This window comes from Pandoraea norimbergensis, from assembly GCF_001465545.3.
Taxonomy (GTDB): domain Bacteria; phylum Pseudomonadota; class Gammaproteobacteria; order Burkholderiales; family Burkholderiaceae; genus Pandoraea; species Pandoraea norimbergensis.
This window is the reverse complement of the sequence record NZ_CP013480.3, coordinates 1,984,108-1,998,830: the sequence shown is the minus strand read 5'-3', so window position 1 is coordinate 1,998,830 and position 14,723 is coordinate 1,984,108. Positions and strand designations below refer to the sequence as shown.

Here is a 14,723-nt window from a genome sequence, read left to right as displayed (position 1 = left end):
ATATCGCTGCCGGGGTGGTCCCGACGCCGCACAGGGGGGAGTGTTATGCCATTCCAGCGTTGCTCGGCGCGTTGCCGTGCTGCTCTCTGATGCGACCCTGGAATGACACAAGCCCTGCTTGCCGACGAGGCCCCGTAACTCGGAAACCCGGTGCGAGGACCGGGCTGGCCGCCTGAAAAACATCAAAATGATGCTCATCTGGCGTCGCCCAAAAACAAAATGCCTGCATCAGCACGCTGATACAGGCATCTCGTCGTAATCGTAATCGCTTACTTACGCAGGCCCAGCTTCTCGATCAGGGCGCGGTAGCGGTCAGCATCCTTGCCCTTGAGGTAATCGAGCAGCTTACGACGACGGCTCACCATGCGCAGCAGACCGCGGCGGCTGTGGTGATCCTTCATGTGAGCCTTGAAGTGCGGCGTCAGTTCGTTGATGCGCGTGGTCAGCAGCGCAACTTGCACTTCGGGGGAACCGGTGTCATTGGCCGTGCGGGCGTATTGCGCCACGACGTCCGACTTCTTGATTTCTGCGTTCGACATTTGCTTTCCTTGGATACAAGCGGTCACGGAAGAATGGCCGTGCCGTGAACTTACAAAAACATGCGCGACATCGCCGCGCATAAACAAAAACTGCAAGTGCGCGATTATACGGGAATTGCCATCAGGCCGCCACAATTTTCCGCGCCCCGCCCCAGCGGGCGGGCCTGACGCCTCGATTTCGGCGCGAAAAATCCAGAAATCCTCCGAACAATCGGCCCAAAATCACCCGATTGTCGCGAAATTCGCACCAATCATCGCTGCCGTGCCATCCGGCAGGTGCTCGGCAGCGCCACCTTGCTGGCGGGCAATTCCATCACCGTCTTGAAACCGTAGCCCGAGCCTTCGTTGTCGAATTTCACGCCCGGCTCGCCGGCACGGCGCATCACCGAGACATACAACGGCTCGATCATCTGGTGATCGTTCGGGCGCATCCATGCGTCGGCGGGCGCCTCGCGAATCCGGCGGTTCTCCAGCGCACGGCCCACGGTCGTCACGTCGGTGGTTCCTGCCTGTTCGAGTGCGGACGCGATCATGTCGATCATCACGCTCATGCGAAGCAGCGGATAGTCGTCACGGGCCTCCGGATAACGCGCGCGAAACGCCTTGTAGAAGGCATCCGAGGCCTCGCCACCCACGTTCGGGTGCCACTCGGCCACCGCATACACGCGCCCCACCCCGGCGTCACCGAGGGCGGCAGGCGCGCCGAGTGCGTTGCCATAGAACGTGTAGAACTTCAGCTCCATGCCTTGCTCGCGCGCCGCTTTCACCAACAGCGTGAGATCGTTGCCCCAGCTACCGGTCACCACCGTATCGGCACCGGCGGCGCGGATGCGCGCGAGGTACGGCGTGAAATCCTTCACGCGGCCCACCGGGCTGAACTGCTCACCCACGATCTGCACGTCGGGACGCTTCGCTCCGATCATCTGCCGAGCCAGCCCGGCGACCTGCCGGCCGAAGCTGTAATCCTGATTGAGCAGATAAACCTTCTGGATGCTCGGATCTTCTTTGATCGCCTCGGTCAGCGCCTGCATGCGCATCGCGGCATTCGCGTCGAAGGCGAAGTGCCAGAAGCTGCATTGCTCGTTGGTGAGCGCGGTATCGACCGCCGAGTAGTTGAAGAACAGCATGCGCTGGCCCGGCTCGCGGGCGTTGCGCTTGTTGATCGCGTCGATCAGTGCTGACGCCACCGCCGAGCTGTTGCCCTGCAAGACAAAGGGAATGCCCAGATCACCGGCCGCCTTGAGCTGCACCAAACTGTCTTCGACCGCTCCCTTGCTATCAAAAACGGTGAGTTCGAGCGGATGCGCGCCGTCGCGCAATTTCACGCCGCCACGGGCGTTCACGCGCTCGATCGCGAAGCGCAGATTGCGCTCGACCATCGCGCCCGCATTGCCGAACGGCCCGCTCATGCCTTCGATGAGCGCGAGGCGAATCGGCGGCGCAGCGTGCGCCATTCCGGTAGCAGCCAACAGGCCAACAGCGCATAGGCACGGCAACAAGCGCGCCAGCAAGACGTGAAGTTTCATCGAGGCCCCAGTAACTCTCTCGGCGCGAATCATAACTGCCCGGTCCGCACCCGGCAAGCCGCGGCACCCCACGATAAGTCACACAGCGGTATGCTAGCGGCATGCCGCTGTGCGGTATTTCCGCGTCAATGCGAGGCTATTCATGACCCTGATTTCCAGAGTGTGCGCAACGCTTGCCACCACCGCGCTGGCCCTGTCGCTCACCGCCTGCTACACCCCGGCATGGCAAACCTTGTCACCGAATCTGTCGCAAGCCGACGTTCAGGCCCAGCTCGGCAAACCGAAGGAGGTCTATCCGCTCGCCCCCGGCGTCACCCGATGGCTCTACCCGACCAAGCCGTTCGGCGAAGAGACTATTGCCGTCGATTTCGATGCACAGGGCCGTTTGCTGAAAACCACGCAGGTCCTGTCCACCCCCGAGTTCAACAAGGTCGAAATCGACAAGTGGACCAAGACCGACGTGCTGCATCACTTTGGCGAGCCGGTCGAGACGTCGGCCTTTCCGCTGATGAAACGTGAAGTCTGGACTTACCGCTTCAAGCAGGATGACGTGTGGTTCACGATGATGAATTTCTACTTCGATGTCGATGGGGTCGTGAAGACCACGCAGATCAGCCCCGATCCGCTGCACGAGAAGCGCGACAACAACATGTTCTGAGCCGCTGGCTCAGGTCGCGGGCGGGCGCCACGAAATCATGCCCTGCGTGCGCGCCCGTACATCGATCGGCGCCAGACATGACGCGAGCGCCTCGTAGCCGCGCGCACCGGGATACGGGGCAACGCTGAACGGCGGCGCGTGATTTGCCGGGCACAGGATCAACAACTCATCGGGCTCGACGGCGCACAGATCGAGGATGTGCACCGAGCGCGTCATCAAAATCAACCGCTGGGGCGACATGGCCGCGCGATGGCGCAGGAAGCGGATCAATGCCTCCTGCGTCGCCTGATTCAACCCCTGCTCCACCATGTCGACAACGACGACAGGAGAGGTGCGCTTCTCGTTGGCCTCATTGGCCTCATTGGCCTCATTGGCCTCATTGGCCTCATTGGCCTCGTTGGCCTCGTTGGCCTCGTTGGCCTCGTTGGCCTCGTTGGCCTCGTTGGCCTCGTTGGCCTCGTTGGCCTCATTGGCCTCGTTGGCCTCGTCAGCTTCACCAACTTCGTCAACCGAGTTGGCTGCGCCATCCTCGTCGGCTTCAAGTGCCATCAGCAGCGCACGCAAATCGGCGCTGGCCTCTCCGCCCGCTTCCAGAATCCATGCGGTGGCTCGATCGATGCGCGCCATGCGCGCAGCGTCGTCAGCCGAAGCCCGCACCAAAGCGGGTGCACCTTCCGGCGCGGATCGATCCAGACCAACAAACGTGGCACCCGGTATCGATTCGGCGAGTTGCATCGCCAGCCGCGTCTTGCCGCTGCCCAACGGGCCCGTGAGAAACGTGATCGCTGGCAGATCCTGCAATTCGAACCACTCGCCGCCCCACGGCCAAGGCAGCGCGAAGCCGACGTCCAGCGGCACCCTGCCCGACTCGTCGTGACGCTGATCGCGCAGCAGTTGTGTCAGCGCGCCGGACGCCGGCATCCGTCCATTGCGAAGCTCAGCACGCAGTTCGCGCACCCGGGCGATCTGGTGCGCGCGGGCTGCCATATCGCGCAGCAGCATCGCCTCGTGCAACTCGAGCGCCCCTGCCAGCGCCTGCGCATCGCCACCCAGCACCGCCTTCACCTGCGCCACGCTCAGACCCAGTTTGCGCAGTGCCACGACCTCCCCCGCACGGACCATGTCCTCTGGGCCGTACTGACGATACCCCGCAGCAGTGCGCCCCGGCGCCAGCAAGCCGTGTTGCTCGTAGAGGCGCAGCGCCTTGCCTGATACGCCAAGCTGTCGCGCCGCCTCGGACGCCGTGAGATTTCGATCGGAAGACACCATACATCGCTCCTTCATGGGCTAGGGATGAGCGCATGTTCGGGCCGGCCCCGGGGGCCGGGTCAAGCGAATTGCAAGCGAATTGAGTCACGCCGCCAGAGACGACAAAGCCGCCGCCCTCGTTACAACGAAAGCAGCGGCTTTTTCTATGGCCCGGGGTAAGCGCAAGGCCGGATGAAACGACCGCCGGCCACACCTGTCATTGCATCCCGGCCGCCCTTACCCCCTCACCGGCAACATTACGGCGTGAGTTGCGGGTTGAGCTTCTCGGCCTTCGAATACAGCTTGTTGAGCGCCGACAGGTACGCCTTGGCCGATGCGGCCACGATGTCCGGATCGGTGCCCACGCCGTTCACGATACGGCCGCCCTTCGACAGACGCACGGTCACTTCGCCCTGCGACTGGGTGCCCGTGGTGATCGCGTTGACCGAGTACAACAGTTGCTCGGCACCGCTTTGCACCTGCGATTCAATGGCGTTGAGCACTGCGTCGACCGGCCCGTTACCTTCAGACTCGCCCACCAGTTCCTTGCCCTGTGCCGTGAACACCACGCGCGCGCTCGGGCGCTCGCCGGTCTCGGAGTGCTGCGCCATCGAGACCAGATAGAAGTGCTCGCCGCTCTCCGCCTGCGCTTCGTTCGAGACGATCGCCAGAATGTCTTCGTCGAAGATTTCCGACTTCTGATCGGCCAGTTCCTTGAAGCGGGCAAACGCGGCGTTCACGTCCTGCTCCGACTCCATCTCGATACCCAGCTCCTGCAAGCGCTGCTTGAACGCGTTGCGGCCCGAGAGCTTGCCCAGCACGATCTTGTTCGCGGTCCAGCCCACATCTTCCGCGCGCATGATTTCGTAGGTATCGCGCGCCTTGAGCACGCCGTCCTGATGGATGCCCGACGCGTGTGCAAAGGCGTTGGCGCCGACCACGGCCTTGTTCGGCTGCACGTTGAAACCGGTAATCTGCGACACCAGCTTCGATGCCGGCACGATCTGCGTCGTGTCGATGCCCAGTTCCAGACCGAAGTAGTCTTTGCGCGTCTTGAGCGCCATGACCACTTCTTCGAGCGACGTATTGCCCGCGCGCTCGCCCAGACCATTGATCGTGCACTCGATCTGGCGCGCGCCGCCCAACTGCACACCGGCCAGCGAGTTCGCCACGGCCATGCCCAGATCGTTGTGGCAGTGAACCGACCAGACGGCCTTGTCCGAGTTCGGCACGCGCTCACGCAGCGTACGCACGAGTTGACCGTAGAGTTCCGGCACGCCGTAGCCGACCGTGTCGGCCACGTTGATGGTCGTGGCGCCCTCGTCGATCACGGCTTCGAGCACGCGGCAGAGGAAGTCCAGATCCGAGCGGCTGCCGTCTTCCGGCGAGAATTCGATGTTGTCGGTGAATTGACGGGCAAAGCGCACGGCAAGCTTGGCCTGTTCGAACACCTGATCGGGCGTCATGCGCAGCTTCTTCTCCATGTGCAGCGGGGAAGTGGCGATGAACGTGTGGATACGCGAGGAGTTGGCCCCTTTGAGCGCCTCGGCGGCACGGGCGATGTCACGGTCGTTGGCGCGCGCCAGCGAGCACACCGTGCTGTCCTTGACGATACCGGCGATTGCCTTGATCGACTCGAAGTCGCCGTTCGAGCTGGCCGCAAAGCCGGCTTCGATGACGTCCACGCGCAGACGCTCCAGTTGGCGGGCGATACGAATCTTCTCGTCGCGCGTCATCGAGGCGCCGGGCGACTGTTCGCCGTCGCGCAAGGTCGTGTCGAAAATGATCAGCTTGTCAGCCATGACTTACTCCTGTGGGGATCTCGTAGGGTTTGGTTTGTTCTTGGCGTCTTGTCGTCACGCTTGCCCGGGTGGCAAGCGGCGCGCGCGGGCGGGGCCGGTCGGGAGACGGCGGGCTGCGTGGCGATAGCGGTGCGAAATCATTGCCCAAAAAAACGGCCCGGTCAATTCACAATTGCCGGGCCGTTTTGTCTCAACAGGAGACGAATACCACTATGTCAGGCCGGCGGAATGCGCAGCACCTGCCCCGGGTAGATCTTGTCCGGGCTGGAAAGCATCGGCTTGTTCGCCTCGAAGATGACGTTGTACTTGTTGGCGTCGCCGTAGACCTTCTTCGAGATGGCTGAGAGCGTGTCGCCACTCTCGACGGTGTGATAAGTCGCCTCGGCAGACGCCGTCGACACCGACATCTTGTCGTCGACCTGCGCGACCCCCTTCACGTTGCCGCAGCAAAGCAGAATCTTTTCCTTGGTCGCCTGATCGGCCGCCACGCCGAACACCGTCACGGTGCGCGATGCGCCGTCGAAGGTCACGGTCAGGCCCGTGGCATCGAGGTTCTGCGTCTTGATGTAGTTCTCGATGGCCTCGGCGGCCGTCCGGTTGGCGGCGTCCGCATCGGGGCCAGGCGGGGGCGGCTCGGCGGCTTGCGCCTTGCTGCCCAACAGTGCCTGACCGGCTTCCTTCACGAAGTCCAGAATGCCCATGATTTCTCCTTCGTCACGTAGAACTACGGAAACGGCGCCGAAACCGGGCCCAGCCATGATTGACCGGGAGGTGTCCGCGCCGAGGGGGTACTTCGGAGCCTGCGCTCGCAAGACAACAGTTCACTAGACTACAGCATCGCCATGCAGGTTCACCTGACAATACTGACAGGCAGATGTGACAAGGGGCGTCCCCGGACGCCCCTTATGTGATTCAACCGCGCTTTTACTCGTCCACCTCACCGAAGATCCGCTGGCGGCGGCCCTTCACGAAGCGGATGACCCACAGCACGTAGCCCGAAATGCTGTACAGGCAGAACATGCCGAACAGCACTAGCGGCGGGTCGGACGACACTAGAATGAAGCCGACCATAAACAGCAGCACCACCCCGAACGACACGCGCTGACGCACATCGAGCGCCTTGCCGCTGTAGAACGGTGCATTCGAGACCATCGACATCCCGGCGTAGATCGTCAGACCGAACGCCACCCAGGGCATCCAGAACACGTTCACGGGCAGCTTGTTGTCGATCGTGATCCAGACGAACCCGGCAATGAGCGCCGCCGCCGCCGGACTGGCCAGACCTTGGAAGAAGCGCTTGTCGACCACGCCGATGTTCGCGTTAAAGCGCGCCAGACGCAGCGCCGCACCGGCCACATAGACGAATGCCGCGAGCCAGCCCCATTTGCCGATCTCGTGGAGAATCCATTCGTACATGACCAGCGCCGGCGCCACGCCGAACGACGTCATGTCGGAAAGCGAATCGTATTGCTCGCCAAACGCGCTCTGGGTGTTGGTCATGCGGGCTACGCGCCCGTCCATGCCATCGAGCACCATGGCGAAAAAGATGGCGATAGCGGCCTGTTCGAAACGGTCGTTCATGGCCTGCACGATGGCAAAGAAGCCACAGAACAGCGCCGCCGTCGTAAAGGCGTTCGGCAACAGGTAAATACCGCGGCTGCGCGGGCGTACCGGCAGCTCTTCGTCCACAACCTGGTCGTGGTCTTCGTTCATCGATGCGTCCGCGGAAGGGTTTTTATGACGGCCAAACGGAGAAAGGTGTCTGACATTGTTGCGCAAGCGGCCGCGATGGTTTTCCGGCATCTGAACCTCCTTGACGATGCTAAAGGCTGCGGATCAGGGTCTGTTCACCCTAATTCCGCGACGGATCACCGCTATTGGAACGCGAGAAGCGAAAGCAGTTGCAGGCCGCGGCAGGGTGACGCACCTAATTTCACAAAAATTAGCATCACCCCGCCCGGCCCGGCTTGTTCAAACCGTGCCGATCACAGTTCGGCGAGGATCGTCGAGGTGGCCGACACCTTGTCGCCGATGGCCACGCGCGGACGCGAGCCCAGCGGCAGGTACACGTCGACACGCGAACCGAAACGGATGAAACCGTAACGCTGGCCGCGCGTGAGCGTCTCGCCCGGCTTCACGTAGCAGAGAATGCGGCGCGCGATCAGGCCGGCGACTTGCACGCTCGTAACGATCTGACCGCCCACGTCGATCACCAGCGCATTGCGCTCGTTCTCAAGCGACGCCTTGTCGAGATCGGCGTTGAAGAAACGCCCCGGGAAATATTCCACCTTGGTCACCGTGCCGTCAACCGGGGCACGATTCGAGTGAACGTTGAAAACATTCATGAACACGCTGATCTTCAGCGCTTCACGGCCCGCATAGGGGTCCTGCGTGGTTTCGATGGCGACGATGCGGCCGTCGGCCGGCGAAAGCACGGCGCCTGCCTGCTGCGGCACCTGACGCGGCGGATCGCGGAAGAATTGCAGCACGAACAGGGCGATCACCCAGAACGGCGCGGCCCACAACACGCCTGCCAGAAAGTGCACGACAAGCGCGACGGCGACGGCGATGCCCAGGAAGGGCCAGCCCTCGCGGGCGATGATCGGGTGAGGATAATTCATGCGATTGACTCGCGTCCTTGGGAAAACGGTTGAGTGAGCGGGTCGGCCTGCTTTGGGCCAAACCGTGGCGTGGCGGCATTGTAGCAATGCGCGGGACGAGACGACACTTTTTCGCCATCTGACACGCCCACGTCACAAAAAAAACCGTCCGCCGGGCCGCGGCGGAGGCCACGGCACGGCGGACGGCGAATACGAATGAAACGACTGAAACGACTGAAACGGCCTGAACCGCGACGTCGTCGTTCGTACTTAGTTCTTCGACTGGTCGACCAGCTTGTTCTTGGCGATCCACGGCATCATCGCGCGCAGCTTGCCGCCAACTTGCTCGATCTGGTGCTCGGCCGTGATACGGCGGCGCGAGATCAGGGTCGGCGCGCCTGCCTTGTTTTCCAGAATGAACGACTTGGCGTATTCGCCGGTCTGGATGTCCGTCAGGCACTGCTTCATCGCCTTCTTCGTCTCTTCCGTCACGACGCGCGGGCCGGTGACGTACTCGCCGTACTCGGCGTTGTTCGAGATCGAGTAGTTCATGTTGGCGATACCGCCTTCATAGATCAGGTCGACGATCAGCTTGAGTTCGTGCAGGCACTCGAAGTACGCCATTTCCGGCGCGTAGCCAGCTTCCACCAGCGTTTCGAAACCGGCCTTGATCAGCTCGACGGTACCGCCGCACAGCACGGCTTGTTCGCCGAACAGGTCAGTTTCCGTTTCTTCGCGGAAGTTCGTTTCGATGATACCGGCACGGCCACCGCCGTTAGCGGCAGCGTACGACAGCGCGATGTCGCGAGCGGCGCCCGACTTGTCTTGTGCGACGGCGATCAGGTGCGGCACGCCGCCACCTTGCGAGTACGTCGAGCGCACCGTGTGGCCCGGGGCCTTCGGGGCGATCATGATGACGTCCAGGTCAGCGCGCGGGATCACGCAGCCGTAGTGAACGTTGAAGCCGTGTGCGAAGGCCAGCGCGGCGCCTTGCTTGATGTTTTCGTGCACTTCGTTCTTGTACACGTCGCCGATTTGCTCGTCCGGCAGCAGCATCATGACGATGTCGGCCGACTTCACGGCTTCAGCCACTTCTTGCGTGTTCAGGCCGGCGTTGACCGCCTTGTTCCACGAAGCGCCGTTCTTGCGCAGACCGACCGTCACGTTCACGCCGCTGTCCTTCAGGTTCTGTGCGTGGGCATGGCCTTGCGAGCCGTAACCGATGATCGTGACTTGCTTGCCCTTGATGAGGGAGAGGTCGGCGTCTTTGTCGTAGAAAACTTTCATTTTGAAATTGTCCCGTATTACTAAAATTAAACTGAAATCAGAAAGGATCGAAATCCGCTTACCGCGTTGCCGTTACCGGTCAGACCTTCAGGATGCGCTCACCGCGACCAATTCCCGAGCCGCCGGTACGTACCGTCTCAAGAATCGCCGTGCGATCGAGCCCTTCGATGAACGCGTCGAGTTTCGACGAGTTGCCCGTGAGTTCGATCGTGTAGGTCTTTTCAGTTACGTCAATGATGCGGCCGCGGAAAATATCCGACATCCGCTTCATCTCTTCGCGCTCCTTGCCCACGGCGCGCACCTTGATGAGCATCAGCTCACGCTCGATATGTGCGCCTTCGGTCAGATCGACCACCTTCACCACTTCGATCAGTCGGTTCAGGTGCTTGGTGATCTGCTCGATGACATCGTCGGAGCCCGTCGTGACCACCGTCATGCGCGAGAGCGAACGATCTTCGGTCGGCGCGACGGTCAAGGTCTCGATATTGTAGCCACGTGCGGAGAAGAGGCCGACAACGCGCGACAGCGCGCCCGGCTCGTTCTCGAGCAAAACAGAAATAATGTGCCTCATGGTGTATCCCGGATTGTCCAATTTTGTGGGTTCGCTGCGCCCGTGCACTGGCCTTGGCCGTTCGCACTGCGGCGCGCAAGCGCCTTGTTACAGATCTTCCGAACCCAGCAGCATCTCGCTGATGCCCTTGCCGGCCTGAACCATCGGCCAGACGTTCTCGGTGGGATCCGTTTGGAAATCCATGAATACCGTGCGGTCCTTCAGGCGCAACGCTTCGCGCAGTGCCGGCTCAACGTCCGACGACTTCTCGATGCGCATGCCCACGTGACCGTAGGCCTCGGCGAGCTTCACGAAGTCCGGCAGCGCATCCATGTACGAACTGGAATAACGCTTGCTGTATTCGATCTGCTGCCACTGACGAACCATGCCCAGATAGCGGTTGTTGAGCGACAGAATCTTGATCGGCGTGCGGTATTGCAGGCACGTCGAGAGTTCCTGAATGCACATCTGGATCGAGCCTTCGCCGGTAATACAGGCGACCTCAGCATCCGGATGCGCCATCTTCACGCCCATGGCCGCCGGCAGGCCGAAGCCCATCGTGCCCAGACCACCGGAGTTGATCCAGCGGCGCGGCTTGTTGAACCGGTAGTACTGCGCGGCCCACATCTGGTGCTGACCCACGTCCGAGCACACGAAGGCATCGCCTTCGGTGAGCTTCCAGTAGGTTTCGACCACATGCTGCGGCTTGATGATTTCGCTCTCGCGATCGAACGCGAGGCAGTCGCGCGAGCGCCACTCCTCGATCTGCTTCCACCAGTCGGCCAGCGCCCCGGTGTCCGGGCCATGTTCGGCCGTTTGCAGGTTCTCGATCATTTCGCGCAGCACTTCCTTCACGTCGCCGACGATCGGGATGTCGACCTTCACACGCTTCGAAATCGACGACGGGTCGATATCGATGTGAATGATCTTGCGTGCCGTCGAGGTGAAGTGTTCCGGGTTACCGATCACGCGGTCGTCGAAGCGCGCACCGATGGCGATGAGCACGTCGCAGTGCTGCATGGCCATGTTGGCTTCGTACGTGCCGTGCATGCCCAGCATGCCGAGGAACTTGGGATCGCTTGCGCGATACCCGCCCAGGCCCATGAGCGTGTTGGTCACCGGATAGCCGAGCAGGTCGCAGAACTGGTTCAGTTCCTTCGATGCATCGGCCAGGATGATGCCGCCGCCGGTATAGATATAGGGACGCTTGGCCGAGAGCAGCAGGCTCATCGCCTTGCGGATCTGGCCCGAGTGGCCCTTCGTGACCGGGTTGTACGAGCGCAGCGACACCGACTTCGGATACTCGAAGCGGCAGCGTGCCTTCGACACGTCCTTCGGAATATCGATCAGCACCGGGCCGGGACGGCCGGTCTTGGCGATATAGAAGGCTTTCTTGATGGTGGCGGCGAGGTCGCGCACGTCCTTCACGAGGAAGTTGTGCTTGACGCACGGACGGGTAATACCGACCGTGTCGCATTCCTGGAAGGCGTCCAGACCGATGGCGGCCGTGGGCACCTGCCCGGTAATGATCACGAGCGGGATCGAATCCATGTACGCCGTGGCAATACCGGTGACCGCATTGGTCACGCCGGGGCCAGACGTCACGAGGCACACGCCGACTTTGTCGGTGGAACGCGAATAAGCGTCGGCCGCATGCACGGCAGCTTGCTCATGGCGAACCAGGATGTGCTGGATCTTGTCCTGCTTGTAGAGTTCGTCGTAGATGTAGAGCACCGAACCACCGGGGTAACCCCACAGATGTTCGACACCCTCTTCCTGAAGCGAGCGCACGAGAATCTCGGCGCCAATCATGTCTTCGGAAGTGTTTTGATGGCGAGTTGCTTCCGCCTCGGAGAATTCCGCGCTTGGCATGTTCATTGTCGACCTTTCAAAGTTTCGGCAAAAATTTTGATCGGGTGCTCTCCCCGCGAACTTATGGTCCGGGCTCAAGCTGCGCGTCTAAATGATGGACACACCTTTTAAGCGTGCCGATATTGAGACAATCACAGATATTGCGAACTGGCAAATTTACTGGTTTGCAGCAAAATGGTCAAGCAGGTTTATGCATTTGCAGCATGATTGCGAAGTCCGCTTCGCAACATTCCCACACCATGCGCTATTGCGCCCCATGCTGGTGCACAATCCTTACACGATAGGAAGCCTTTCGAATCATTACGTGTGGCAATGAAGCACACGCGGTGAAAAGCGGTTACATGGGCGCGCGTTTTTGGTAGCATCCGCACCGACTACGCGATCTTTACGTAATCTTTACGCTTACACGGCATTTCAAAGGCGCAGCGGGCAACGCTGCGTGCACCCCACCGGATGGCATCTGACAAGGAACTGGCGGATTTTCTCGCGGGCATCGAACGGCGCGCCTTCAAGCAGGCCGTCTATGCCGTTCGTGACGACGAGGCCGCCCTCGATATCGTTCAGGATGCGATGATCCGCCTCGCCGAGAAGTACGGCGACAAGCCGCCGGCCGACCTGCCGCTGCTCTTCACGCGCATTCTGCAAAACACGATTCACGACTATTTCCGGCGTCAAAAGGTGCGCAACACCTGGGTGACGCTATTCTCGAATCTCGGGGGCGCCGCCGACGACGACCGCGACGATTACGATCCGCTGGAAACCTTGCTCTCACAGGATGGGTCAGTACAGACCGAGAGCAGCGAGGACCAGGTTTCACGGGCGGAAATCCTCTCCATTATTGAATCCGAGATACAGAAGCTACCTGCACGTCAACGAGAAGCCTTCCTCATGCGTTACTGGGAGGACATGGACGTTGCCGAGACCGCTGCCACGATGGGGTGCTCGGAAGGCAGCGTCAAGACGCACTGCTCACGCGCCACACACGCGCTGGCGGCAGCGTTGAAGGCAAAAGGGATCAGGTTATGAGTCACGATCTGGAAACGAGGGAAATTCGCTTCGCACATCGCGTGCGACTGCTGCTTGACGAAGCGTCCGACGCACCGTCGCCGAATATTGCGGCCCGGTTGGCGGCTGCACGCCAGGAAGCGCTTGCGCGCAAGAAGCCCGAACCGGTGGCCGTTGTGCAACCGGCGCTGGTGCTCGCAGGTGTCGGTGCCGTGGGAGGTACGCCGGAAATCGGCGGGCCGCGCCGCGCATTCGACAAACTGGGCCGTCTGGGCTTGCTCTGGCCGCTCGCCGCATTGGTGATCGGTCTGGCGGGTATCGCCTACTGGGAACATCAGCAACACATTCAGGACCTTGCGGACATCGATGCCGCAGTACTCAGCGACGAACTGCCGCTGTCGGCTTACGCCGATCACGGTTTCAACGCCTATCTGAAGCGTGCCCAGTAGTCCCACCCTCCAAGACCGCCCTGTGACGCGACGCAACGTACTTTTTCTGGTCGCCGCGCTTATCGTGGCCGCGCTCGCCGGCACGGCAGCGCTGCGCCGCTCGCAAGCCCCTGAGCCGATCTCCGACGCACCGCCGGTCGTCGCCGATGCCAATGCATCGGGTGCCTCGGCAGCATCGGGCGTGCCCGGTGTCGCCAGTGCAGCCGTCGGCAGCCTCTCTGGCACCGCTGCCAGCGCTCCGGCAGCCGCCCTGCCGTCGCCCGGTGGTTACTGGGCCAAACTCACGCCTGCCCAGCGCGAAGCCCTGTCGCCGCTTGCACAGGACTGGAATCGCATGAGCGATCGCCAGCGCGAAAAGTGGGTCGAAATCGCCAAACGCTTCGATACGCTCTCGCCGGAAGGCCGCAAACGCCTGCACGACCGCATGGCCGACTGGGTGCGCCTGACGCCCGAGCAACGCCAACTGGCGCGCGAAAGCTATCAGAACGCCAAGACATTGCCGCCGGACCGTAAGGCGCAGGTCTGGCAGCAGTATCAGCAACTGACCGACGATCAGAAGAAGCGTCTGGCCGCGGACGACAAGAAGCAGTCCAACCGTCCCAACGTGGTAAGCGCGCCGCCGTCGGGCCGCACAGGCGTCAAGAATCCGTACGCCGCGGTGCATCGCAAGGATGCCGGCACCACCGGCAAGAACGGCAGCCTGCCGGTACCGGGCCCGTCCACGCCGGGCGGCGCGTCGTCACCGGCAGCCGCACCGGGCACGGGCCAGAGCGCCTCGGCCGCTGCCGCAAGTGGCACCGCTGCCGCCGCCAGTGCTGCGAGCGCGAACGGCAATTCGGTCAACGATCGCGGCGACGCCGTCTTCAACTCGGATCTGTACCACCACAACTGATCGCTTGGTCTTGCCAACGCGTCATCAGACGGCCGCCTCCGGGCGGCCGTTTTGCATTGAGGCGCGCCCACGCATAACCCGTTTAACCCGTTTAGCCCGTTTAACCCGTTGGCTGGCCCATCACGGCAATCTTCCGCATAATGGGCGACGCATTGCCCAGTGCGGGCGTGCCACGACCGGCGCACCCGACAATAAGACCTCAGACCACGCTGCGATGACCGACTCCGCTACGACCCGCGATCCCTCGTCCGCCTCACGCGGCGCCCCCTCCGCTGCCCAGTCACGCCCCGGGCCG

14 protein-coding genes are annotated in these 14,723 nt (G+C 62.0%); 4 read left to right on the top strand and 10 right to left on the bottom strand.

Translation table 11 applies throughout. The features are described from left to right. Positions 1 to 269 precede the first annotated feature (269 nt). Together rpsO and AT302_RS08940 are read right to left on the bottom strand one after the other, a co-directional pair. Complete coding sequence (rpsO, locus tag AT302_RS08945) at positions 270 to 539, bottom strand: 30S ribosomal protein S15 (protein ID WP_058378142.1); 270 nt, start codon at positions 537 to 539, stop codon at positions 270 to 272. A 251-nt stretch (positions 540 to 790) separates the two neighbouring features. Next, entirely contained in the window at positions 791 to 2,065 is a 1,275-nt protein-coding gene (locus AT302_RS08940) for a branched-chain amino acid ABC transporter substrate-binding protein (protein ID WP_058378141.1), read from the bottom strand. A 142-nt stretch (positions 2,066 to 2,207) separates the two neighbouring features. On the opposite strand from AT302_RS08940, the gene AT302_RS08935 reads away from it, so the two are divergent. Continuing rightward, on the top strand, positions 2,208 to 2,723 hold the full coding sequence (locus AT302_RS08935; RefSeq protein ID WP_058378140.1) for a hypothetical protein: 516 nt from the start codon (positions 2,208 to 2,210) through the stop codon (positions 2,721 to 2,723). A 9-nt stretch (positions 2,724 to 2,732) separates the two neighbouring features. On the opposite strand, the gene AT302_RS08930 is transcribed toward AT302_RS08935, so the two are convergent. The 8 genes from AT302_RS08930 to AT302_RS08895 all read right to left on the bottom strand — a co-directional run bounded on the left by AT302_RS08930 (position 2,733) and on the right by AT302_RS08895 (position 12,088). Continuing rightward, complete coding sequence (locus tag AT302_RS08930) at positions 2,733 to 3,992, bottom strand: MerR family transcriptional regulator (protein WP_058378139.1); 1,260 nt, start codon at positions 3,990 to 3,992, stop codon at positions 2,733 to 2,735. Positions 3,993 to 4,228: 236 nt separating this feature from the next. Next, on the bottom strand, positions 4,229 to 5,773 hold the full coding sequence (locus AT302_RS08925) for a 2-isopropylmalate synthase (RefSeq protein ID WP_058378138.1): 1,545 nt from the start codon (positions 5,771 to 5,773) through the stop codon (positions 4,229 to 4,231). 215 nt (positions 5,774 to 5,988) lie between these two features. Then, the gene (gene lysM, locus AT302_RS08920) at positions 5,989 to 6,474 is read right to left on the bottom strand and encodes a peptidoglycan-binding protein LysM (RefSeq protein ID WP_058378137.1); all 486 of its coding nucleotides are present in this window, start codon (positions 6,472 to 6,474) and stop codon (positions 5,989 to 5,991) included. 223 nt (positions 6,475 to 6,697) lie between these two features. Beyond that, positions 6,698 to 7,576, bottom strand: coding sequence for a CDP-alcohol phosphatidyltransferase family protein (locus AT302_RS08915; protein WP_058378136.1), 879 nt, complete (start codon positions 7,574 to 7,576; stop codon positions 6,698 to 6,700). Positions 7,577 to 7,758: 182 nt separating this feature from the next. Further along, complete coding sequence (locus tag AT302_RS08910) at positions 7,759 to 8,394, bottom strand: phosphatidylserine decarboxylase (protein WP_058378135.1); 636 nt, start codon at positions 8,392 to 8,394, stop codon at positions 7,759 to 7,761. A gap of 249 nt (positions 8,395 to 8,643) precedes the next feature. Beyond that, a complete protein-coding gene (gene ilvC / locus AT302_RS08905) occupies positions 8,644 to 9,660 on the bottom strand; it encodes a ketol-acid reductoisomerase (RefSeq protein ID WP_058378134.1) in 1,017 nt (338 codons plus the stop codon). A gap of 79 nt (positions 9,661 to 9,739) precedes the next feature. Next, entirely contained in the window at positions 9,740 to 10,231 is a 492-nt protein-coding gene (ilvN, locus tag AT302_RS08900; protein ID WP_023595471.1) for an acetolactate synthase small subunit, read from the bottom strand. Between the two features lie 87 nt (positions 10,232 to 10,318). Continuing rightward, positions 10,319 to 12,088, bottom strand: coding sequence for an acetolactate synthase 3 catalytic subunit (locus AT302_RS08895; protein WP_058378133.1), 1,770 nt, complete (start codon positions 12,086 to 12,088; stop codon positions 10,319 to 10,321). Between the two features lie 447 nt (positions 12,089 to 12,535). On the opposite strand from AT302_RS08895, the gene AT302_RS08890 reads away from it, so the two are divergent. Genes AT302_RS08890 through AT302_RS08880 form a run of 3 tightly spaced genes read left to right on the top strand, consistent with a single transcriptional unit; the run spans position 12,536 to position 14,428 of the window. Beyond that, on the top strand, positions 12,536 to 13,108 hold the full coding sequence (locus AT302_RS08890; RefSeq protein WP_058378132.1) for an RNA polymerase sigma factor: 573 nt from the start codon (positions 12,536 to 12,538) through the stop codon (positions 13,106 to 13,108). Beyond that, a complete protein-coding gene (locus AT302_RS08885) occupies positions 13,105 to 13,536 on the top strand; it encodes a DUF3619 family protein (RefSeq protein WP_058378131.1) in 432 nt (143 codons plus the stop codon). Before AT302_RS08890 ends, AT302_RS08885 begins: the two co-directional genes overlap by 4 nt. A gap of 22 nt (positions 13,537 to 13,558) precedes the next feature. Continuing rightward, positions 13,559 to 14,428 carry a DUF3106 domain-containing protein gene (locus tag AT302_RS08880; protein ID WP_058378130.1) on the top strand — a complete coding sequence of 290 codons (870 nt, stop codon included), beginning with the start codon at positions 13,559 to 13,561 and terminating at the stop codon, positions 14,426 to 14,428. Positions 14,429 to 14,723: the final 295 nt, after the last annotated feature.